This is a genomic window from Klebsiella sp. 1SOBk5mer (genome assembly GCF_046603115.1).
Lineage (GTDB): Bacteria > Pseudomonadota > Gammaproteobacteria > Enterobacterales > Enterobacteriaceae > Klebsiella > Klebsiella quasipneumoniae.
Window position 1 is genome coordinate 20,664 of the sequence record NZ_JBKIUU010000015.1, and the last position, 22,213, is coordinate 42,876.

At 58.0% G+C, this 22,213-nt stretch carries 22 protein-coding genes and 1 other annotated feature; of the genes, 4 read left to right on the plus strand and 18 right to left on the minus strand.

Annotated features, from left to right (window positions below):
* Positions 1-158: 158 nt before the first annotated feature.
* The gene (dsdC, locus tag ACLH1U_RS22885) at positions 159-1,082 is read right to left on the minus strand and encodes a DNA-binding transcriptional regulator DsdC (RefSeq protein ID WP_065805556.1); all 924 of its coding nucleotides are present in this window, start codon (positions 1,080-1,082) and stop codon (positions 159-161) included.
* Positions 1,083-1,308: 226 nt separating this feature from the next.
* Here dsdC and dsdX point away from each other — a divergent pair, with 226 nt between their 5' ends.
* Both dsdX and dsdA read left to right on the plus strand, forming a co-directional pair.
* Positions 1,309-2,646 carry a D-serine transporter DsdX gene (gene dsdX / locus ACLH1U_RS22890; protein ID WP_411299473.1) on the plus strand — a complete coding sequence of 446 codons (1,338 nt, stop codon included), beginning with the start codon at positions 1,309-1,311 and terminating at the stop codon, positions 2,644-2,646.
* A 17-nt stretch (positions 2,647-2,663) separates the two neighbouring features.
* Positions 2,664-3,992, plus strand: coding sequence for a D-serine ammonia-lyase (gene dsdA / locus ACLH1U_RS22895; RefSeq protein WP_194859943.1), 1,329 nt, complete (start codon positions 2,664-2,666; stop codon positions 3,990-3,992).
* A 3-nt stretch (positions 3,993-3,995) separates the two neighbouring features.
* Here the strand turns inward: dsdA and ACLH1U_RS22900 are convergent, their stop codons facing one another.
* The 5 genes from ACLH1U_RS22900 to ACLH1U_RS22920 form a co-directional block, all read right to left on the minus strand.
* Positions 3,996-4,496 (minus strand): hypothetical protein, encoded by a 501-nt coding sequence (locus ACLH1U_RS22900; RefSeq protein WP_023291445.1) that lies wholly within the window; start codon positions 4,494-4,496, stop codon positions 3,996-3,998.
* Positions 4,493-4,855 (minus strand): DUF202 domain-containing protein, encoded by a 363-nt coding sequence (locus tag ACLH1U_RS22905; RefSeq protein ID WP_023291446.1) that lies wholly within the window; start codon positions 4,853-4,855, stop codon positions 4,493-4,495. Before ACLH1U_RS22905 ends, ACLH1U_RS22900 begins: the two co-directional genes overlap by 4 nt.
* The gene (locus ACLH1U_RS22910) at positions 4,845-5,192 is read right to left on the minus strand and encodes a YidH family protein (protein WP_004202264.1); all 348 of its coding nucleotides are present in this window, start codon (positions 5,190-5,192) and stop codon (positions 4,845-4,847) included. The genes ACLH1U_RS22905 and ACLH1U_RS22910 overlap by 11 nt, the downstream gene beginning before the upstream one ends.
* A gap of 100 nt (positions 5,193-5,292) precedes the next feature.
* Positions 5,293-6,615 carry a 6-phospho-alpha-glucosidase gene (locus ACLH1U_RS22915; protein WP_017899668.1) on the minus strand — a complete coding sequence of 441 codons (1,323 nt, stop codon included), beginning with the start codon at positions 6,613-6,615 and terminating at the stop codon, positions 5,293-5,295.
* Complete coding sequence (locus ACLH1U_RS22920; RefSeq protein WP_023291447.1) at positions 6,612-8,234, minus strand: alpha-glucoside-specific PTS transporter subunit IIBC; 1,623 nt, start codon at positions 8,232-8,234, stop codon at positions 6,612-6,614. Before ACLH1U_RS22920 ends, ACLH1U_RS22915 begins: the two co-directional genes overlap by 4 nt.
* A 298-nt stretch (positions 8,235-8,532) precedes the next feature.
* Between ACLH1U_RS22920 and ACLH1U_RS22925 the strand changes: the two genes are divergently transcribed.
* A complete protein-coding gene (locus tag ACLH1U_RS22925; protein WP_032454424.1) occupies positions 8,533-9,279 on the plus strand; it encodes a GntR family transcriptional regulator in 747 nt (248 codons plus the stop codon).
* Here the strand turns inward: ACLH1U_RS22925 and ACLH1U_RS22930 are convergent.
* The 3 genes from ACLH1U_RS22930 to ibpA form a co-directional block, all read right to left on the minus strand.
* Positions 9,247-10,908, minus strand: coding sequence for a putative transporter (locus tag ACLH1U_RS22930; protein ID WP_411299474.1), 1,662 nt, complete (start codon positions 10,906-10,908; stop codon positions 9,247-9,249). The two genes, ACLH1U_RS22925 and ACLH1U_RS22930, sit on opposite strands and share 33 nt — an antisense overlap.
* A gap of 145 nt (positions 10,909-11,053) precedes the next feature.
* Entirely contained in the window at positions 11,054-11,482 is a 429-nt protein-coding gene (gene ibpB, locus ACLH1U_RS22935) for a small heat shock chaperone IbpB (RefSeq protein ID WP_411299475.1), read from the minus strand.
* A gap of 116 nt (positions 11,483-11,598) precedes the next feature.
* Positions 11,599-12,012 carry a small heat shock chaperone IbpA gene (gene ibpA / locus ACLH1U_RS22940; protein WP_004151523.1) on the minus strand — a complete coding sequence of 138 codons (414 nt, stop codon included), beginning with the start codon at positions 12,010-12,012 and terminating at the stop codon, positions 11,599-11,601.
* Positions 12,006-12,081, minus strand: a sequence feature (ROSE (Repression Of Heat Shock gene Expression) occurs in the 5'-region of heat shock genes and acts as an RNA thermometer to modulate expression.). It overlaps the preceding gene by 7 nt.
* Before the next feature lie 245 nt (positions 12,082-12,326).
* Between ibpA and ACLH1U_RS22945 the strand changes: the two genes are divergently transcribed.
* Positions 12,327-12,659: a YceK/YidQ family lipoprotein gene (locus ACLH1U_RS22945; protein WP_023291451.1), complete on the plus strand. Its 333-nt coding sequence runs from the start codon at positions 12,327-12,329 to the stop codon at positions 12,657-12,659.
* A gap of 1 nt (position 12,660) precedes the next feature.
* Here ACLH1U_RS22945 and ACLH1U_RS22950 read toward each other — a convergent pair whose 3' ends face one another.
* The 9 genes from ACLH1U_RS22950 to yidA all read right to left on the minus strand — a co-directional run bounded on the left by ACLH1U_RS22950 (position 12,661) and on the right by yidA (position 22,175).
* Positions 12,661-13,887 (minus strand): DUF3748 domain-containing protein, encoded by a 1,227-nt coding sequence (locus ACLH1U_RS22950; protein WP_117133133.1) that lies wholly within the window; start codon positions 13,885-13,887, stop codon positions 12,661-12,663.
* Between the two features lie 51 nt (positions 13,888-13,938).
* On the minus strand, positions 13,939-15,276 hold the full coding sequence (locus ACLH1U_RS22955) for an MFS transporter (protein ID WP_032447014.1): 1,338 nt from the start codon (positions 15,274-15,276) through the stop codon (positions 13,939-13,941).
* Between the two features lie 177 nt (positions 15,277-15,453).
* Positions 15,454-16,602, minus strand: a complete 1,149-nt coding sequence (gene dgoD, locus ACLH1U_RS22960; RefSeq protein ID WP_032454428.1) for a galactonate dehydratase — start codon at positions 16,600-16,602, stop codon at positions 15,454-15,456.
* The gene (locus ACLH1U_RS22965) at positions 16,599-17,216 is read right to left on the minus strand and encodes a 2-dehydro-3-deoxy-6-phosphogalactonate aldolase (protein ID WP_085551802.1); all 618 of its coding nucleotides are present in this window, start codon (positions 17,214-17,216) and stop codon (positions 16,599-16,601) included. The genes dgoD and ACLH1U_RS22965 overlap by 4 nt, the downstream gene beginning before the upstream one ends.
* Positions 17,200-18,078, minus strand: a complete 879-nt coding sequence (locus ACLH1U_RS22970; RefSeq protein ID WP_032454430.1) for a 2-dehydro-3-deoxygalactonokinase — start codon at positions 18,076-18,078, stop codon at positions 17,200-17,202. The genes ACLH1U_RS22965 and ACLH1U_RS22970 overlap by 17 nt, the downstream gene beginning before the upstream one ends.
* Positions 18,075-18,764, minus strand: coding sequence for a D-galactonate utilization transcriptional regulator DgoR (gene dgoR / locus ACLH1U_RS22975; RefSeq protein ID WP_032454431.1), 690 nt, complete (start codon positions 18,762-18,764; stop codon positions 18,075-18,077). Before dgoR ends, ACLH1U_RS22970 begins: the two co-directional genes overlap by 4 nt.
* Before the next feature lie 229 nt (positions 18,765-18,993).
* Entirely contained in the window at positions 18,994-20,133 is a 1,140-nt protein-coding gene (locus ACLH1U_RS22980) for a BamA/TamA family outer membrane protein (RefSeq protein ID WP_411299476.1), read from the minus strand.
* A complete protein-coding gene (locus tag ACLH1U_RS22985; RefSeq protein WP_023291454.1) occupies positions 20,130-21,212 on the minus strand; it encodes a hypothetical protein in 1,083 nt (360 codons plus the stop codon). Before ACLH1U_RS22985 ends, ACLH1U_RS22980 begins: the two co-directional genes overlap by 4 nt.
* A gap of 150 nt (positions 21,213-21,362) precedes the next feature.
* A complete protein-coding gene (gene yidA, locus ACLH1U_RS22990; protein WP_023291455.1) occupies positions 21,363-22,175 on the minus strand; it encodes a sugar-phosphatase in 813 nt (270 codons plus the stop codon).
* Positions 22,176-22,213: the final 38 nt, after the last annotated feature.

Here is a 22,213-nt window from a genome sequence, read left to right on the forward strand (position 1 = left end):
TCTGACGCCTTACCCGGCCTACCGTTCTGTCGTCTGTAGGCCCGCGCAAGCGCAGCGCCGCCGGGCGGTTATCAGGCGCCGTACCGTAATGTTGCCGGGTGGCGGCTCACGCCTTACCCGGCCTGTCCAACATCACAGCGGGCTAGCCCGGCTCATTTTCAGGTCAGACTATGCAGCCACTCGATAAAAGCGTCGATTTTCGGCCACTGGCGACCCGGCAGGGTGGTCACATAGTAGTGCTGGTGGCATTTCAGCGTCATATCGCCAAACGGGGCGATCAACTCCCCGCTCTCCAGCCGCTTCTGCACCAGCCGCTTACGCCCCATTGCCACCCCGAGGTGGTTCATCGCCGCGATCGTCGCTAAATCGGAACGATCGAAGCCAATGCCCGACGATGGCGGCAGGTCCACCGCAAACTGCTGCGCCCAGCTATACCACTCATCGGTGCCGGAATCGTTGCTCCATGCCTGGCGGTCGTGGAGCAAGGTACAGTGGCGCAGATTGCCCGGATTCGACATTAACTGCCGCTGGTGCGCGTAATTCGGCGTACATACCGGCACGATCGCCTCATCCATCAGAAAATGGTGGCTCAGCTGCGACGACGGTGCATCATCAAAATAGATCGCCAGATCGATGCCCGTCCGCTGCAGGTTAACGTTCTCGTTGCCGGTCAGCACGGTGAGGGAGATGGCCGGGTAACGACGGGTAAAGTCTCCCAGAGCCGGCACCAGCCAGCACTGGGCGATAGAGGGCCGCGAGTAGACCGTCAGACTGCCGGAGAGCTCCTGGTTTTTGATGTCGAGGATCTCCTGATTGAGGCCATCCAGCGACGACTTCAGCGCCCAGTAGACCCGCTTACCTTCACGCGTCAGCTCAACTTTGCGATGCGAGCGGACAAAGAGCAGGATCCCCAGCTCCGCTTCCAGCTGATTAATCCGGTGGCTGACGGCGCCAGGTGTGAGCGCCAGCTCGTCGGCGGCCAGGGCAAACGACTCGTGCCGCGCCGCTACTTCAAAGGTCGACAGCCTGGAGAGCTGCCAGCCGTTCAGCAGCCGGGTACCTATTTTTTTTAGCACATCCATCACGCGCTCCTGGCTAATACAGTGGCTGTTGATGATAAAAAAATCACGCCGGTTTTGCCGCTAAAGGGTGAGTTAATTTGACCCACAGCATGTTTAATGGTCTGTTTTTGAGCCAAATCACCGACTTGATTCAATTCTCCTCACCTTAAAGCCCATTTATATCGTTTGTCAGCCCATGAGGTTTCTCGCTTCAATAAGGCCAGATTATTCACAGGCGAGGTGGAATATGGGTTCGCAAGTCTGGGTTGTGAGCACGCTGCTGATCAGCATCGTGTTAATCGTCTTAACGATCGTCAAACTGAAGTTTCATCCTTTTCTGGCGCTGCTGCTGGCGAGCTTTTTCGTCGGCGCGATGATGGGAATGGGCCCGCTGGAGATGGTCAACGCCATTGAGAGCGGGATCGGCGGCACGCTGGGCTTCCTGGCGGCGGTGATCGGCCTCGGCACCATTCTCGGCAAGATGATGGAGGTCTCCGGCGCGGCGGAGCGCATCGGCCTGACGCTGCAGCGCTGCCGCTGGCTGTCGGCGGACGTGATTATGGTGCTGGTCGGCCTGATCTGCGGCATCACGCTGTTTGTCGAAGTCGGCGTGGTCCTGCTGATCCCGCTGGCCTTCTCCATCGCCAAAAAAACCAACACCTCGCTGCTGAAGCTGGCTATTCCGCTGTGTACCGCACTGATGGCGGTGCACTGCGTGGTCCCTCCGCATCCGGCGGCCCTGTTTGTCGCTAACAAACTGGGCGCCGATATTGGCACAGTGATTGTCTATGGCCTGCTGGTCGGTCTGATCGCCTCGCTGGTTGGCGGCCCGCTGTTTCTCCGAGCGTTAGGCAACCGCCTGCCGTACAAACCGGTCCCGGCCGAATTTGCCAATCTTGAGGTCCGCGAGGCGTCGACGCTGCAGTCGCTCGGCGCCACGCTGTTTACCGTACTGCTGCCGATTGGCCTGATGCTGGTGAAAACCGTCGCCGAACTGAACATGGCGAAAGGCGGCACGCTGTATACGGTGCTGGAATTTATCGGCAACCCCATCACCGCAATGTTTATCGCCGTCTTTGTCGCGTATTACATGCTCGGCATTCGTCGGCAAATGGGGATGGGCGTCCTGCTAACCCATACTGAAAATGGCTTTGGGTCGATCGCCAACATCCTGCTGATTATCGGCGCAGGCGGCGCGTTCAACGCGATCTTAAAATCCAGCGGCCTGGCCGATAGCCTGGCGGTGATCCTGTCGAACCTCGATATGCACCCGATTCTGCTGGCCTGGCTGGTGGCGCTTATCCTGCACGCCGCCGTCGGCTCTGCCACCGTGGCGATGATGGGCGCCACCGCCATCGTCGCGCCGATGCTGCCGCTCTATCCCGGCGTCAGCCCGGAGATCATCGCTATTGCTATCGGTTCCGGCGCCATTGGCTGCACGATCGTCACCGATTCCCTCTTCTGGCTGGTCAAACAGTACTGCGGCGCAAGCCTCAGTGAAACGTTCAAGTACTACACGACGGCGACTTTTATCGCGTCGCTACTTGCACTGGCCGCCACCTTCCTGCTTTCTTTCATTATCTGAGCGCAAAGAGACGTATGATGAAACACGCTGAATTGACTACCTTGACCGCGACCTTCCCGCTTGTGCAGGATCTGATCGCCCTGAAAGAAACTACCTGGTTTAACCCCGCCACCACCCCTCTGGCGGAGGGATTGCCTTACGTCGGCCTGACCGCCGACGACGTGCAGGACGCCCATGCCCGCCTTCAGCGCTTCGCGCCCTATCTGGCGGAAGCCTTCCCGGAAACGGCCGTCAGCGGCGGGATCATCGAATCGGAAGTGGTCGCCATTCCGGCAATGAAGCACCGCCTCGAGCAAAAATTCGGCCAGCCGATTGGCGGCGAACTGCTGCTGAAAAAAGACAGCCATCTGCCGATCTCCGGCTCGATCAAAGCGCGCGGCGGCATTTATGAAGTGCTGACCCATGCGGAAAAGCTGGCGCTCGAGGCCGGGCTGCTGACTAGCGCAGATGATTATCGCAAATTGCTGACGCCGGAGCTTAAACAGTTCTTCCGCCAGTACAGCATCGCCGTCGGCTCAACCGGCAACCTCGGGATGTCGATCGGCATCATGAGCGCCCGCATCGGCTTTAAGGTTACCGTGCATATGTCCGCGGACGCCCGGGCGTGGAAAAAGGCCAAACTGCGCAGCCACGGCGTGACGGTGGTGGAGTATGAAGAGGACTACGGCGTGGCGGTCGAACAGGGACGCAAGGCGGCGGAATCCGACCCGAACTGCTTTTTCATCGACGATGAAAATTCGCGCACGCTGTTCCTCGGCTATGCCGTGGCCGGCGAGCGCCTGAAGGCGCAGTTCGCCAAAGCCGGACGGGTGGTCGATGCCGACCATCCGCTGTTCGTCTACCTGCCGTGCGGCGTCGGCGGCGGCCCCGGCGGCGTGGCGTTTGGCCTCAAGCTGGCCTTTGGCGACCACGTTCACTGCCTGTTCGCCGAACCGACCCACTCTCCCTGCATGCTGCTCGGCGTCTACACCGGGCTTCATGACCAGATAGCGGTGCAGGATTTAGGCATTGATAACCTGACCGCCGCCGACGGTCTGGCGGTCGGCCGGGCGTCCGGCTTCGTTGGCCGGGCAATGGAGCGCCTGCTCGACGGGTTCTATACCCTTGACGACCAGACGATGTATGACATGTTGGGCTGGCTGGCGACAGCGGAAAATATCCGCCTTGAGCCCTCCGCGCTGGCCGGGATGGCCGGGCCGCAGCGCGTCTGCGCCAGCAAAGCGTACCATCAGCTGCAGGGGCTGAGTGAGCAACAGCTGCAGCAGGCGACCCACCTGGTGTGGGCCACCGGCGGCGGAATGGTGCCGGAAGAGGAGATGGCGCAGTATCTGGCGAAGGGGCGCTAATCTTCAGCGCAGCAGCGGCATCAACGCCTCTGGCGGCCGCTGCTGTCGGCGCAGGTCCCGCATCACTCGCATATAGGGCCCGCTGAGATCGTAGAACTGCCGATAACCCGCGCACAGCGGGTCTTCCTGTTCGCCGCAGCGGCACAGGCGTAGCCACGGACAGCCGTAGCAGGCGCTGTTGGCCGCCGGCGCGCCCGCCTGCGTTATCAACTCGCCGCACCAGGCGCTCAGCGTCTCGCTAAACAGCAAAATATTGATACGGCCAATATCTTCCCGCACCCAGCGGTGAAAGACCGCGCAGAGAAACTCTCCCCACAGCGCGGCGTCGCCAGCCGCCAGCTGCGGAATAAAATGGATAGCCGTAAGCCCCTGTTGACGCAGCTGCGCATAGAACGCCTGCGGCTGGCGGCAATGCTCCGCCTCGACCACTACCGCCTGAAAGGGAGTGTCATGTTGCTGGCCGGGGGCATGAGTGAGAGGCAAATTCGCCGGACATCCTGTCATGACATATCCCTAATGAATGAAACGATCTGTTGAAGGTGAGTAACAGCAAACAGGAATGCCAGAGAAAGTACTGCGAGTGCGATCAAAAATTTGTCACGAACCGCCCGCGGCTGTAAAAAATCGCTGTCGTCGACGTCCATCAGATGGCGACGGCGGGTATAGCCCCAAAGGATCCCCGCCACTATCGCCAGCACGCCGATCGACAGCCAGAACGGCAGTCCGGCGCGGTGCCAGCTGTGCTTAATCGCCAGCGCCATCAGCGCGCCATAGCCCAGCAGGGTGCGAAACCAGGCCAGGGAGGTGCGCTCTGGCTGTAGCCCCGGGTCGCTTTCCCGCCGCGCCCGGCGTTTATCCGCCATACAGCACCAGCAACATCACCGCGACCACCACCGCCAGCAGCAGGATGCTAATCACCAGCAGCGTCCGGGTATAGGGGAGATCCTGCTTCAGGCGCATCGCCTTCTCGTTGTTCAGCCAGCGCAGATAGCCATAGATGGCCATGCCGCCGGCAAACAGGCACAGCAGCAGGGCGAGAATTTCACGGATCAGCGGCGTGGCAAAGTCTGGCGCCAGCTGGTCAAGACCGACGCCAGCGGCAAGAAAACCGAGCGCCGTGCGGATCCACGCCAGAAAGGTGCGTTCGTTAGCCAGCGAAAAGCGGTAATCAGGCGCTTCGCCGAGGCGGGAGATTTTCATGACGGTTCCTTGTTCATCGCGCAGCAGGCTTCAGCATAGCGTAAATCAGGAACCGGGGAGAAGCATCGGCGCCCCGCAGGGCGCCGGTCAACGGCGGGGATTAATGCAGCTCCGGCCAGTAATCCTTATTGGCGGCAATCAGGTCGTCGAGGATCGCTTTCGCCACCGAGGCGCTCGGCACGGTTTTCGACAGGGTAATCGCCTGCCACAGCTTGTGGTAAGAGCGTTGTTCCCAGGCATCGACCACCAGTTTTTCCACCGCCACCTGCTGGCTCATCATCCCTTTCTGGAAGTGCGGGATGTCGCCGACCGTCAGCGGCTCCGGCCCGTTGTGGCCCACCAGGCAAGGAATTTCCACCATCGCGTCGGCGTCAAAGTTATGGATCGCGCCATTGTTCGGCACAATCAGCAGCATCCTTTCCTGCGTGTTAAAGGCGATGGCCGTCGCCAGATCGACGATATACGACGCGTGCTCGTCAATCTCCAGATCGCCTGCGGAGGATTTCCCGGCGGCAATAATCGCCCGGCAGGCGCTGAAGACGTTTTTCTCACGATGATCCATCACCTCATTGGCGCGGGTGCGTTCCGGGTTGGAGTGGGCCACCACGTAGTCCGGGAACAGGTAATATTTCAGGTAGGTATTCGGCATGGTCTGCGGATCCAGCGCCTGCACATCTTTCGCTTTGGCAAAGGTGTCGTTCCAGCTTGCCTCGGTGTGCGGGTCGTTAGAAGGCGGCACATAGCCGTATTTCGCCACATATTCGCGCAGTTTCGGCATCAAATCGTTGCCGTCGAGATCCTCAATCGAGGTCCACCAGCCGAAGTGGTTGAGGCCGTAGTAGCGCACGCGCATCTGTTTACGGTCTTTGAGGCCGACAATCTGCGCCATCCGCCCTTCAATGCCGATCGGCATATCGCAGATGTTGAGAATTTTGGCGTTCGGCCGCAGACGACGGGTGGCTTCCGCCACAATCGCCGCCGGGTTGGAGTAGTTAAGCATCCAGGCGTTCGGCGAATATTTTTCCATATAATCCACCAGCTCCAGCACGCCGCCGATAGAGCGCATACCGTAGGCGATCCCGCCTGGTCCGCAGGTCTCCTGGCCCAGCACGCCGTGGCGCAGCGGGATTTTCTCATCCTGTTCACGCATCGGATATTTTCCGACGCGGATATGCGCCATGACGAAATCAACATCGGTAAACGCTGCCTGCGGATCGGTGGTATAGCTGAATTCAATCTCCGGCGCCTGCTCTTTGAGGATCACTTTGCACGCCTCGGCGATGGTCTCCTGCCGCGCCCCGTCGTTGTCGTAAAATTTCAGCGACCGCAGCGGAAAACGATCCTGGTTTGCCAGCAGCATCAGGACAATGCCCGGGGTGAAGGTGCTGCCGCCGCCTGCGATAACAACTGAGAATTTTTTCATGATACTGCCTCCGTCATGGTGGTATGTTCGGTCGAAAGAGAATCTTTCATCAGGTTTTCCAGCTGGTCGCGCACCTGGGGAACGTGCAGGCCGACGATGACCTGAATCCCGTTGCCGCGGCGTACTACCCCGTGGGCGCCCAGCGCTTTAAAGACGTCGTCACTTTGCGTTTTCGCCATATCGACCAGCGCGATGCGCAGTCGGGTGGCGCAGTTATTGATACTTTCAATGTTGCTGGCGCCGCCGAGGGCCTGCAGGAAGCCAGCGGCCTGGCCCAGCCGGGTCTCTGGCGCGGCTGCCGCCGTGGTTTTACCCCGCGCCGCCTGATAATCAGCCTTGCTGTAGAGCTTGATTTCGCTCTCTTCCCGGCCCGGCGTCTTCAGGTTCAGACGCAGGATCAGGGTGCGGAAGACCACGAAGTAGAGGGCGGTGAAACAGAGACCAATACCTATCTGAATGAACATCATCGAGGCGTGGTGATGGAACATCGGGATCCAGTTTTGCGGCAAGAACTGGTCGAGCAGGCCGCCGCCGAAATTGCCCACCACCCCGCAGATGTACATCACCGTCGCCATGGACGCCGCCAGCACCGCGTGGACGGCGAACAGCAGCGGCGAGATGAACAGGAAGGTGAACTCCAGCGGCTCGGTGATCCCGACCAGCATCGCGGTCAACGTGGCGGGGATCAGCAGGCCGGCGACCTTGACGCGATTTTCCGGCGCGGCGGTGAAGTAGAGCGCCAGCGCAATGCCCACCGAACCAAACACTTTCGAGTTACCGTGCAGGGCAAAGCCGCCCTCCGGGAACAGCGTCTTCAGCGGTTCCGTACTCTGGCTGAACGCCTGCAGATGCTCTGCCCAGTAGACCTGCAGTCCGCCCTCCACTACCGCCGGGCCAAAGATGAACGGGCCATAGACGAAGTGATGCAGACCGGTGGGGATCAGAATGCGCTCAAGGAAGATGTAGACCCACACCCCGAGCGCGCCGGCAGAGCGCAGGAAGGCCTGTAGCGATTCAATACCCAGCTGGACTTTTGGCCAGCCGAGCAGCGTCAGCCAGGCGCAGGGGATCATCGCGAGGAAGGCGACAATGACCACAAACGATGAGCCCTGGAAGATGCCGAGGAACACCGGCAGGGGTTTATCGAAATAGCGATTATGCAGGGCCGTCACCAGGCCGGAGATGACGATCGCCCCGATAATGCTGGTGTCGAGGGTTTTAATCCCGGCAATCATCGTCAGGCCGCTGCCGGCCGTGGGTTCAACGGAAAAGTCGACGCCGAAGAAGTGGCCCCAGGTCATCCCCATGGCGTTAATAAAGTAGTTCCAGGTGAGAAAGCTCACCAGTACCGCCAGGCAGGCCCGGCCCTGGGCCTGCTTCGCCAGGCCAATCGGCAAGCCGACGGCGAAAATCAGCGGCATATTACGAAAGACGGTCCAGCCGCCCTCTTCGATGATGTGAACGATCTGTGCAAACAGGCTGTCGGGTGCGGTCAGCGCTTCGCCGACGAACATCGGGTTGCGCAACATAATGGCGATACCGACCACGATCCCGGCGAAAGGAAACAATAAAACCGGGGTAAACATGGCGCCGCCAAAGCGTTGTATTTGACTGAGCATTGGGAAATCCTCATGTAACAACTCGTAGGGTGAATGGCCTTCTTTTTCTTGATTACCGGCCTCACTCGAGAATAGGAATTTGCCCGTCCAACAACATGCCGCGCCGTTGCGATTCGTGATCGCTTTCATGGTTTTAATTTGGCCAAAGTTGTCTACTTCGTTAACAAAAGTTAGACATCGATAAGCCAAAGGATGAAATCGATCTAATGAATGGATAATAACCTGCTGTCTTAAAACTCATTTTTTAATAACAGGTGAAGAAAATAACCTCGCTCTTTCCTGTACAAGAGGACTACTGGTGATCTACAAATCCATTGCTGACCGCCTGCGGCTGCGGCTGAATTCTGCCGACTTCTCCATCGGCAGCCCGCTGCCGGGAGAGAAAAAACTGGCCGAGGAGTTCGGGGTGGCGCGCATGACCATCCGCAAAGCCATCGACCTGCTGGTGGACTGGGGGTTGGTGGTCCGTCGCCACGGCTCGGGGACCTACGTGGCGCGTAAAGACGTCCATCATGAAACCAGCAATCTCACCGGCCTGGCGGAAGTGCTGCGCAAGCAGGGTAAAGAGGTGGTAAGCCAGGTGCTGGCCTTCGAAGTGATGCCTGCCCCGCCGGCCATCGCCAGCCTGCTGCGAATTAAAATTGATGAACGGATCTACTTCTCGCGGCGGGTGCGCTTCGTCGACGGCAAGCCGCTGATGCTGGAGGATAGCTATATGCCGGTGAAGCTGTTCCGTAACCTGTCGCTGAGCCATCTGGAGGGATCGAAATTTGATTATATTGAGAAGGAGTGCGGGATCATCATCAGCGGGAACTATGAGACCCTGACGCCGGTGCTGGCGGACAGGCAACTGGCGCGCTCAATGAACGTTCCGGAGCAGACGCCGCTGCTGCGGATTACCTCCCTTTCCTACAGCGACAGCGGCGAGTTTCTTAACTATTCGGTTATGTTCCGCAACGCCAGCGAGTATCAGGTGGACTACCATCTGCGCCGCGTCCAGGCGCACAGCCCGCTAGCTCAGCCCCCAGAACAGCACGGCGAGTAGCTGCGGAGTGATAATCCGCAGGAACATCACCAGCGGATAGACGGTAGCGTAAGAGAGCGCCGCCGCGCCGCTGGTGGCGTGCAGATTGTTGGCGAAGGCCAGCGCCGGCGGGTCGGTCATCGAGCCGGCCAGCATGCCGCACAGCGTCAGATAGTTCATTTTCGCCAGCATGCGCGCGAGAATGCCTACCGTCAGCAGCGGGATGGCGGTGATGAAAATGCCGTAAGCGATCCAGCTCAGACCATCGCCCTGGGTCAGGGTCGCCACAAAGTCGCCCCCCGATTTCAGCCCAACCACTGCCAGAAACAGCACGATCCCCAGCTCGCGCAGCGCCAGGTTGGCGCTCGGCGGCATAAACCAGTACAGCTTGCCGATGCTCCCGATGCGCCCGAGAATCAGCGCCATAATCAGCGGCCCCCCGGCCAGCCCGAGCTTCAGGGCGGCGGGGAAGCCGGGAATAAACAACGGGATAGATCCCAGCATTACCCCGAGGCCGATGCCGATAAATACCGGCAGCATCTGAACCTGCTGCAGCTTCTGCTGGGCGTTACCCAGCTCGGCGGCCACGGCGTCAATCGCCTCCGGACGGCCGACCAGGTTAAGAATATCGCCAAACTGCAGGCTGGCGCTGCTGCTGGCCACCAGCTCGACGCCAGCGCGATTAAGCCGGGAGATCACTACGTCATAGCGCTGTTTGACGTGCAGATCGCGTATTTTCTTCCCCAGCACTTTCTCGTTAGTCACCACCACCCGCTCTACCTTCAGGTCGGTGCCGCGCGTCGACAGCGAGGTGGCCACCTCCTGGCCGATCACCAGTTGCGCATTGTGCAGATCCTCCGGCCGCCCCACCAGGTGCAGCAGATCGCCGGCCTGGATAAGGGTGCCCGGCGCAGGCACCATTAGCAGCTCACCGCGCTTCAGTCGCGAACAGACAATATTGTCGCTGTTGAGCATCGGCACATCCTGAATCGCCATCTGATTGAGGTTGGGGTTCTCCACCCGCACGTTGATGGTGTGCAAATGGGCATGGCCGTTGCCGCTGCTCTCCTCAAATTGCTGAGCCTCTTTCTCAACATTGATGCGAAAGAACAGGCGCACCAGCCACATGGTCAGCAGAATGCCGCAGATGCCGAACGGATACGCCATCGCATAGCTCATCCCCATCTGATCGACCACCTCGAACGGCACCCCGAGATCGCGCAGGATTTGCTGCCCGGCCCCCAGCGCCGGCGTGTTGGTCACCGCGCCGGAGAAGATGCCAAGCACCACCGGGAGAGGAATATTGAACAGTTTATGCAGCACCGCCGTGACCAGGCCGCCAAGAATCACGATCAGGATAGCGAAAAGATTGAGCCGCAGGCCTGAGACCCGCAGCGAGGCGAAAAAGCCCGGCCCCACCTGGATACCGATGGTATAGACAAACAGGATCAAGCCGAATTCCTGAATAAAATGCAGCATCGGGCTGCTGAGGGCGACTCCCGCCTGATCGACAAAGTGGCCGACGATAATGCCGCCAAACAACACGCCGCCAATACCAAAGCCGACGCCGCGGATTTTGACATTGCCGATCCACAGCCCAATCACCGCCACCAGCGCCAGTACGCTGACCGTCAATGCTATCTCACTCATGGTATCGTCCCTGTGAATAACATTATTATTAACAGGGATTATGACCGCTGCCAGACGGGTTGTATGCAGCCTGGCGCACAATACCAGCAAACAGACCGGCACAAAAAAGCCCCGAAAATCGGGGCTTTATCAAAAGGTTGCTTTATTAGCTACTTAACGCCGGTCGTTCGCTGATGGCGATGCGCTGCGGGGCGATCTGCTCAGGCTCATGGCGGGTCAGATCGATATGCAGCAGACCGTTGGTGAAGGTCGCGCCAGAGACCTCCATGTTGTCGGCGAGGGTGAAGCTCAGGCTGAAGGCCTGGCTCACCAGCCCCTGGTGCAGCCAGGTGGTCTCTTTTTCCGGCTGCTGCGGCGTGCCTTTTACCACCAGGCGGGTGCCTTCCAGCTGAATATCCAGATCTTCCTGACGGAAACCGGCCAGCGCAAGGGTGATGCGGTAGTGGTTATCGTCGCTTTTTTCGATGTTATAGGGCGGGAAGCTCTGGCTTTCACCGGCGGTTTGCAGGGCGCTGGCCAGTTTGTCAAAACCGATCCATTGACGCAGCAGGGGGGATAAATCGTAGTTACGCATACTGTTTTCTCCTTCTGTGAAGCGAGTGAATATCTGCGAATTGCGCGAATTCGCATATGCTCCCTGACGGCGAGCAGGTTGTTACATCAGGCCGCCACGCGGCCTGAGAGGGACAATTAGTTGATTTCGATACGGCGCGGTTTGTTCGCTTCCGGGATCACCCGTTCCAGATCGATATACAGCAGTCCGTTTACCAGGTTGGCGCCGCGGACATGAATGTTTTCCGCCAGCTGGAATTTGCGCTCGAAGTTACGCTCGGCGATCCCCTGATACAGGTAGGTCCGCTCTTTCTGCTCGGCAGCGTGGGCGCCTTTGACGATCAGCAGATTGTCCTGGGCGGTGATCTCCAGCTCGCTTTCAGCAAAGCCAGCAACTGCGATAGCGATGCGATAGTGGTTTTCGTCTACCAGCTCGACGTTATACGGAGGGTAGCCGCCATTGCTCTGGCTTTGATTGTTTTCCAGCAGGTTAAACAGGCGGTCGAAACCAATGGCTGAACGATAAAGCGGGGAGAGATCGAAGTTACGCATAATAAATAGCTCCTGAAAATCAGCGAGAATCAAATGACCTTCCATCGTGGACAGGCCGCGGTAATCCGGAATACCCCTCAGGCGTATTCTCAGTGGGTTACACCTATAAAATGGGTTTCTCCCCGTGCTTTTCAAGGGATTGAGGGCGTTTTTTTTTGCAGTTTGCCGATGATTGCTTAGACTGGGGGGAGGAGCACAAAAAGCAAAGTGCGATGCCCGCCACAGTGCGGCGCAATAACGCTATGCATTCACGGGATGGCCCGATATAACCGCTAAAAGGTTATCTCAACGCCCGAAACGACGATGGAAGAACAATGAAAAGCAGACGACTGTTAAAGCTGGTCCTGTTCAGCGGGATAATAAGCCTGAGCGGTTGCTCCAGCGTAATGTCACATACCGGTGGCAAAGAGGGAACCTATCCGGGCACGCGATCCAGTGCGCAAACGCTGGGGGACAACAATACCAACTGGGGTGTGAAATCGCTGGTGGCGCTGGACATGCCGTTCACCGCCGTCATGGATACTCTGCTGCTGCCGTGGGATATGTTCCGCACCGACAGCTCAATCAAATCTCGGGTCGAAAAGAGCGAGAAGGCCACGCTGGCGACCAACTCGGTGATCCCGCCAGCGCCGATGCCTGCCCAGTAAGTTATCGCCCGGTCTGCGTGACCCACAGCTGGCGATAACCGTCCACCTCCTCCATCCAGGCAATCTGTTTACCGTCTGGCGAAAAGACGATCGCGTCCGCCGAGGGCGCATGAGCATGCGCCTCGGTTAAAAAGGTGATATCGCCTGTGCCGGCATGACAGCAGGCAATCCGCCCCTCCAGTACAAAGCCCAGCCACTCTCCCGACGGATGCCAGTTAAACGCTGACTGGATACCCGACGTGTGATGCGTCAACTGCCACGGCTCGCCCCCCTGTGGGGAAATCAGCCACAGCTGCACCTCACCGGCGTCGTCGCGCATCAGGAAGGCGATGCTCGTAGCCTGTGGATTGGCGCGCACCCAGTGACGTGGAATATTCACCAGCCCCGGATAACGGCGATGGTGGGTGAAGGTCAAACGACGCTGACTGACGCCCGCCGGCGGCGCGGGCATCGTGGTTGCGGTACCGGCCAGCGGCTCCCCGCCGGGCTGCTTCCAGCTGGCTTCATCCTGCGGCAGATCGACAATAAACAGCTCCGGGACTTTGTCGCCGTTTTCCGCCAGCGTATCGCCAATAAACGCCAGCGCATGGTTCCCGACCCAGCCCTCTTCATAGGCGCGATTAATCTCATCGCTGCCCGGCGCGGGAGTCGGCGTCGTGCGGCTCACCAGCACGCACCAGTGGCTGCCGCCATATTCGCGCAGATGGTGGCCCGGCGGCGTCACGGGTCCATACGGCGCGGCCACGCCGACGTTGCGCAGATCCAGAGCCGGGTCGCGCTCGTGCAGCACATGATCGTTGTAGGTAAAACTGACCAGCTGGCCGTTGGGGCTATAGACATGGACGTGGCTGCCGCCGCGCAGCGCCCCGGGGGTGTAAGGGGCTGTGATGTCCATGGCGTCCAGATTCTCGACGGTATCCTGAAAGGCCACCACCCCGCGGCGGTGATGAAAATCATACTGCCATTGCGCATCCGGCCGCTCGGGGCCGTGAATGAACACGTAGCGCTCCTGGGTTGGATGCACGGTCACCACGCCCACGTGCGCGCCTTGCGTGGCACGATAAATGGTCTCCACCGCGCCGCTGTTTACGTTCACTCGCTCAATGGTCTCGCCGGTGAAGGACGCACCGGACGGGCGGACGTCGAACACCAGCCACTGGCTGTCGGGGGTCCAGGTATTAACATTGGTAAGCTGATGATGACGGGGAGCAAAAGTGACTTGTTTCATAACGATACCCTGATGCGAGACTTACGCATCAGGGTAGCGTATCGCAAAAATTTAGCCTACACGTTTCACATCGCCGACCAGCAGGATATAAGACAGCGCGCCTATCAGCGCCACCACGGAGATATAGACCAACGCCGGGCCAAAGCCGTAATCCTGCGCCAGATAGCCAATCACGAGCGGTACGGTGATGCCCCCCAGGCCGCCAACAAAGTTAAACACGCCTCCGGTTAGACCGATCAGGCGCATCGGCGCCAGGGATGAGACCAGCGACCAGGTAATGGAGGCAAAACCGTTACCGAAGAATGCCAGCGCCATCAGCGCCATAATCCATACCGGGTCGTTGGTGTAGTTCGCCCCCATGATGCAGGTGGAGATCAGCAGTCCGCAGATGATCGGCGTTTTACGCGCCACGCCCAGCGAATAGCCTTTTTTCACCAGTTTGTCCGCCAGCCAACCAGAGAGCAGGACGCCAAAAAACGCAGCGAGGAAGGGCACCGTGGTCATAAAACCGGCCTTCAGCGCGGTAATGCCTTTTTCCTGGGTTAAGTAGTTCGGGAACCAGGTCAGGAAGAACCACAGCGTCGAGGTTACCGCAAACTGCCCAAGGTAAACACCGACCAGCTTGCGATGAAAGACCAGCTTCCAGTCCGCTTTCGATAACGGTTGACGCGCCTCTTTCTTCACCGGCGCATCGCCATCCACCAGGCCGCCGCCGTCGCGAATATAGTCGAGTTCGGCTTTGCTGATGCTTTTGGTCAGCCGCGGCGGTTGATAAACCTTGAACCAGATCAGCGACCAGATAATGCCGATACCGCCGGTAACAATAAACACCCAGTGCCAGCTCAATAGCTCCTGGATCCAAATCAGCAGCGGCGTTAAGAAAGCCAGGCCAACAAATTGCCCCGAGGTATAAAACCCGACGGCGGAGGCGCGTTCATGTTCCGGGAACCAGCTGGTCACCATGCGGTTATTGGTTGGAAAGGCTGGTGCTTCGAAGATCCCGGTGATAGCGCGCAGGCCTATGAGCGACATTAAGCCGGTGGCGAAGCCTTGTAGCAACGTGGCTACAGACCAGCCAAAGATGGCGATAAAGTAGGTAAGCCGGGACCCCACGCGGTCAAGGAACCAACCGCCCGGGATCTGGCAGAGGGTATACAGCCAGGCAAAGGCGGAAAATACGTAGCCCATTTCCGCTTTGCTAATACCAAACTCCTCCTGAATATGCGCCGAGGCGACGGCGAGGTTGGCGCGGTCAACATAACAAATAACCACGGTAATAAAGATCATGATGAGCGTCAGATAACGGCGACGCCCGGTTTTTACAGCGGTAACTGAAATATCCATCGCAATCTGTCTCCAGATTTTGGGCATAGCGAAGCCGCTCACCATGCCCGGTAATTTACAGAGGGTGTTTTTGTTTTGTATTAATAACTATGTTGCGATGCGTTAAATAATTTGTGCTAGGGAAAGGCGTCAAATTTTCGCAACCCTGGGATCATAAAATAGTATGTGACCAGGGTAAGAAAATGCAGCCAACGCATCACCAGCGCGAAGTATGACGCGCATTTACCATTCGGCGACAGAGCCATCCTCATACCGCCACAACGGGTTTCGCCAGTCCGGCGCGTTTTTACTTAACTCAATCACGCGGGCCTCATCAATTTCCACGCCCAGCCCCGGCTTCGTCAATGGTTTAAAGAAGCCGCCTTCCATATTGAAATCTTCTTTGTTTTTCACAAAATCAAGCAGTTCGGCGCCTTTGTTGTAGTGGATCCCCATGCTCTGCTCCTGGAAGACCGCGTTATGCGAAACGAAATCAACGTGCAGACAGGCTGCCAGTGCGATCGGCCCCAGCGGACAGTGCGGCGCCAACCCAACGTCATAGGCTTCCGCCATGCCGGCAATTTTATAGCATTCGGTAATACCGCCTGCGTGCGACAGATCGGGTTGTAAAATAGCCACCCCGCCCGCTTCAAGGACCCGTTTAAATTCAAAACGCGAAAACATACGTTCGCCGGCGGCAATAGGGATATGGGTTTGCGCCGCCAGCCGCGGATAATATTCCGCCTGCTCGGCTAATACCGGCTCCTCAATAAATAATGGGCGATACGGTTCCAGCTCTTTAATTAATACTTTGGCCATCGGCGCGCTTACCCGACCATGAAAATCGAGGCCAAACTCAATTTCATTGCCAAACGCTTCGCGGATTTGCGCCACGGTATTCACCGCGGCATCAACCGCGCGGGAATTATCAATGATGCCCATCTCTTCGCAGCCGTTTAATTTAAAGGTATCGAAACCAATGCCGCGCAGCTTCTTAATCCCGTCAATCACTTCGGCGGGGCGGTCGCCGCCCACCCAACTGTAGGCTTTAATTTTGTCGCGCACCAGCCCGCCCATCAGTTGCCAGACCGGGGCATTCAGGACCTTACCTTTAATATCCCATAACGCCTGGTCAATACCGGCGATGGCGCTCATCATAATCGGACCGCCGCGATAAAAGCCGCCGCGGTACATCACCTGCCACAGGTCATTAATCCGCGCCGGATCCTGACCAATCAGATAATCGCCAAATTCATGAACGGCGGCTTCCACCGTTCGGGCGCGCCCTTCAATCACCGGTTCGCCCCAGCCGACGATGCCTTCATCGGTTTCAATCTTCAGGAACATCCAACGCGGAGGTAAACGGTACGTGGTGATATTGGTTATTTTCATTTCACTGCCTCTCGATACGCTTTTACGAATGCGGCTGCCTGCTGCGCGGTACGTTCAACCGACTGGCCGGCACGATAGAGATCGCTCCCCAGCCCAGCCCCCACACAGCCGGCTTTAATCCACTGCGCCAGGTTTTCCGGCGTCACGCCGCCGACGGCAAAGACCGGAATTTCCGGCGGCAGCACGGCTTTCAACGCTTTGATGTAATCCGGGCCAAAAGCCGATGACGGGAAAATTTTCAGCGCCTGCGCGCCGGCATCGAGCGCGCTGAAAGCTTCGCTGGCGGTGGCGCAGCCTGGACATACGGTCATGCCGTAACCCACCGCTCGCCGGATCACTTCCGGTTGAATGTTTGGCGTCACAATCAGCCGACAGCCCATGGCCGCCAGCCGATCGACCTGCTCCGGTTGCAGCACGGTGCCCGCGCCGATAAGCGCCTGCTCGCCGTAAGCGTCGACGACATGCGGAATACTTTTCTCCCACTGCGGCGAGTTCAGCGGGATTTCGACCGCGTCGAAACCGGCGTCGATAACGGCGCCAACGTGAGCCAGCGCCTCGTCTGGCGTAATACCGCGCAGAATAGCGATAAGCGGAAGGTTAGTTTGCCACTGCATAAGCGATGCTCCTTATTCCTGTCTGAAATGCCGTATCGCCCGCAACCGCAGTGACTTCGCGGCCAATGGCGCGGAATGCCTGCTGATAGCGGGACGTTAACGATGACCCGGCGACGAGGGTAATCGCCTGCTCTCCGGCGAACGTGGCGCTGAGGGTGGCAACTTCAGCGCCAATCAGCAGGCCGGAAAGAAATTCGCTAACCTGCTCGCGAGGCAACGCGCCCAGCACGTGCGAAGCGCGCACTTCAAACAGCTGCGGCAGGACGGCGGGGTTGTTGATACCGCGCTGCAGACCGGCCGCGAATGCGTCGGCGGACGTTTCCTGCGGCGGCAAGCCGGCGCCCACCAGCGAGTGCTGAAGCAACAGATGATGCAACTCACCGGTCAAAACGGTACGAAAATCGTGAATTTGCAGGCGATCGGCCAGTACCCATTTGCAGTGGGTTCCTGGCATCACATAGACAGACGAAGGGGCTAAGGCGCGTGCGCCCAGCAGTTGCGTTTCTTCCCCGCGCATGACGTTATGGTTATCGTCACGGGAAACGCAAAGGCCGGGAATTATCCAGATATTGTCGCCAACGGCAGTTAACTGCTGGCCAATATCCGAGAAAGCGGCAGGAAGCGGCAAATAAGGGGCAATTTTCCAGCCCACGTTGCTACCGACCATACCTGCCATCACCACCGGTGTGGCGCCATCGCGCCAGTATTGTGTGATTTCCGCTAACACCGCAGCGGGAGATCGACCATTCAGGCGCGTTACGCCTGCTTCAGATTGCCTGCTTTCCAGGCATTCTTCGCCCTGGTACAGCCAGGCGCGTAAATTCGTCGATCCCCAATCTATTGCGATGTAGCGAGCCGTCATGTGATTTCCTTGAGCCTTCGTGTCGAGCTGGCGATCATCGTCAACGCCGCCTGCTCTGCCGCGTCGCTATCCTGATGCCGAATGGCGTCAAATAGCGCTTTATGTTCCTGGAGCGTTTTCGGCATGTTGCCTTCATCGCCCATCCAGGTCCGTTCAAATACCGCCCGCTGCAGCGAACTGATCGCCACGCTAAGCTGCTGCAAAACCGGATTATGTACTGACTGCAGCACCGCCTCGTGGTAGCGAATATCCGCTTCGTTAAAGGCATCCCGGTTTTGGTTATTAGCAATCATGTCATTCAGCGCCGACTCGATTTCCGCCAGATCGCTTGAGGTGGCGCGTTCAGCCGCCCAACGTGCGATGGCGGGTTCAACCAGGTTGCGCACTTCACTCATGGCGCTGATAAGACGCGGGTCATAGTCATTTTCCAGTACCCACTGCAGCACCTCGGTATCGAGGTAGTTCCACTGGTTTCTGGAGGCGACAAACGCGCCGCGATAGCGCTTCATTTCAATCAGCCGCTTCGCCATCAGGGAACGAAACACTTCGCGGATGATGTTGCGCGAGGTTTCAAACTCCTCACAGAGTTCCGCTTCGGCCGGAAGCGCCGAACCGGGAACGTATTTACCGCTGACGATTTGTCTGCCCAGCGAGATCACAATGCGATCGGTCTTATTGAGAGTCATGGAGAGTCCTTGTGCTCTATGTGTACTGCTCTACTTTACCGTCGCTGCTGAATTTCGCCTCATGTTTGTACTACTAACGTGATGCTGTACGTTATCAACATGAGCGTACTGTAGTACAATATTATTGTGTTGTACTACAATTTGGATCACAAAAAGAACAATCCATGAAAATTAAAACGCAGCAGCCCTGGCAAGAGGCGATAAGAGAGAAAAAGAAGGGGAGGACGCGTTAAAACGCTTCGCCGACCTGGAAGTAAAAGCCGCTGCTGCCTTTGCCGATACCGTAGTCGAGGCGAACGTTAACGCGAGGTTTGAATTCAAAGCGGTAGCCGACGCCCGCCGAAGGCAGCCAGCGTCCGTCATTCAGGGAATCCATGGATGGCCCCATGGTTCCCGCCCCGGCCCAGGCCACAATCCCGTGTCGCCAGGTGAGCTGCCGGCGGTATTCCAGTTGGCTGCTAACGACGTTTTTATCGCGATAACGCCCCTGATAGTAGCCGCGCATCCGCTCATCGCTGCCCAGCAGGGGCATCATGCTCCACGGCACATCGCCCTGGGTGAAAGCGCCATCGGCCTCCCAGGCGAGGACGCTTTTCTCGCTGAGGGCATGATAATGGCTATAGTGCAGCTGAAATTCGTCAAAGCGGGTATCGCTGCCTAAGCCGGGCGCATAGTGGGTGTAACGGAAGTTGGCATACTGACCCCGGCGCGGATTGGGGACGAAGTCGCGATCGTCCCAGTTGAGCGCGACGCTGGCGCCCGAGCTGAATACCGACGGCCCCTGCGGGGTATTTTCAATTTTCGGCAGATCGTTATGGTCCATCTCATCGGCATTCTGCGCCGCCAGCGACCATCCGGCGCCGAGATAAACATTGTCGATAAGCTGCCGGTAGACCGTCGGGCGCAGGGTCAGCACCTGGGCGGTATATTTCTCTTTTTCGTTGTCTTTATCGCCGGCATGAAAGCCTTGTCCCCAGAAATACGTCGGGGTGTTGGCCATCGATCCATCAACAAAAATTCGCCATCGGTCGTGGTCAAAAAAAGCGTAGTTTTTCACGCTAAGGCCGAAGGCGCCGGTGGAGCTGGCGTAGCCGCTGAGCGTCAGCGTGGAATTCTGGCTGGTGGTATCCTGCGGATCGGGACGGTAGAGACCGACGACGGCAGTGCCGATGCCCAGCCCCAGCTCCGGCGTATAGAACGGACCGGGCATCACGCCCCAGTCAATGCCTTTGCTGGCGTCGAATTCATCGCTGGCGCCGAGATGCTGCAGCCAGCCGTCGATTTGCTCGCGGCTGATGGTCTGCGCCTGGACCGGCGCGCATAGCGCCCATGTCAGAAGCAACAGAACAGGGTTAAGCGGTCGGCTCAAAAGCGATACTCGCCGGAGATAAAGAAGCTGTTACGCTCGGCAAAACCAAACTCCGTGGTGATATTAAAATTCTGCGTCAGCTCATACTGCGCTCCCACCAGCACGTTCCACGGCGACTGCAGATGCTGTTTCACATCAAAGCGGCCATGATTGTCCTGGTTGGCCAGGTTGACCATGTTTTGCAGCATCGGCGACGGCATCGAGAGATCGTTAAGGCTACCCTTAAACTCTTGCTGCACGTCCTGATACATGCTGCCGACCCATAGATTCAGCTTTCCGGCCGGGAGATGTAGCGCATCGACCGATGGCGTATTGAAACGATAGCCTACGCGCGGCGAAAAGGTAAACGCATCGATGCTGCCGTCGAGGATATCAAAGCGCGTCTGGGTGTAGTTAGCGTCCAGTACGGTAAACCAGTTGCCGATGCCGCCCACCAGCGTGGTGCCCATCCCATAGGTGGTGCCTTTAAAATCGAGGCGAAAGTCGAGGTCCTGCATCCCCGGCATCGGCACCACTTTGCCGTTCGGCCCCTTCAGCCCGACGGCAATCTGCGAAATGGAGTGCCCCTCGGTGTGTCCGACGAGACCATAAACATTCATAAACGGCAGCAGCCAGGCATCCAGCTTGAGCGTCTCGGTTTTGCTGCTTTCCCGCGTATTACCGACGCCAATCTGGAAGGCGTTGTCCAGCGAGACCGGCCCATTTCCGAAAATGTGCTTCACGGCGCGTTTGCAAACAGGATCCTTACCGCAATCGATATTGCGTCCGTCCAGCGACAGGCCGGTGAAGCTAATGCTGTCGACATTAATATTCTGCCGCATATCCATATAGTTAATGCTGACGCCAAACGGCAGCGGCAGGACGTAGCCACGCTTTCTGGCCTCGTCGCCTAGCAAAGGGAGTAGCGAAGACGATGCTGTCGCCGCAGGCTGGCGACTTTCTGGCGCCGGCAGATCCGCGGGCTCGGCGCCGTGATAGGCATACGCTGGTTCGAGCGGCGTCGTTGGTTCCGCGGCCGCGCAGATCTGAACAGAGGCGAATGGCAGCGTAACCAACATCAAATAATGGCGTTTATTCATGAAAAATCTGATGTTAGTTCTGAATTGCAAAAAAAGAGGGCGGGTAGCTTATAGAATCCCCTGTGCGGAATAAGGGATTTAAATGCGGATTAACATCTGTTCATGAAAAAAGAGAAGACAGGCCCGACGAACGCCGGACCTGAAGGAAGCTTACGCTAAAACGTATTTTTCAATAGCGAAGGCGACGCCATCATCGAGGTTCGATTTGGTAATGAAGTTCGCCGCTTCTTTGACCGCCGGAATGGCGTTATCCATCGCCACGCCGACGCCGGCAAATTCAATCATCGCGATATCATTTTCCTGATCCCCTATCGCCATAATCTCTTCCGGTTTGATACCCAGCGCATCGGCCAGCGACTTCACGCCGGTGCCTTTATTGACGCGTTTATCCAGTATTTCGAGGAAGTAAGGCGCGCTTTTCAGCACGGTGTACTTTTCTTTCACTTCCGCCGGGATACGGGCGATAGCCTTGTCGAGGATCGCTGGCTCATCGATCATCATTACCTTCAGCAGCTGGATCTCAGGGTCCATCTTTTCCGCTTCGCAGAACACCAGCGGGATGGTCGCCACATAGGATTCATGCACGGTGTAGTAGCTGATATCGCGATTCGCGGTATACAGCGTATTGCGATCGAGCGCGTGGAAGTGGGAGCCGACTTCGCGGGAGAGCTGTTCGAGGAAGCGATAGTCGTCATAGCTCAGCGCGGTTTGTGCGACGGTGCTGCCGTCCCCGGCTTTCTGCACCAGCGCGCCATTGTAGGTGATGCAGTAATCACCCGGCTGCTCCATATGCAGCTCTTTCAGATAGCTGTGGACACCCGCGTAAGGGCGGCCTGTGGTCAGCACCACGTTCACCCCTTTTTCACGGGCGGCGGCAATGGCGTTTTTAACGGCGGGAGAGATAGTGTGATCGGGCAGCAGCAGCGTGCCATCCATATCAATTGCAATCAGTTTAATAGCCATAGGATCCCCGGGTAAGATGAGTCTTCCCTCATGCTAAC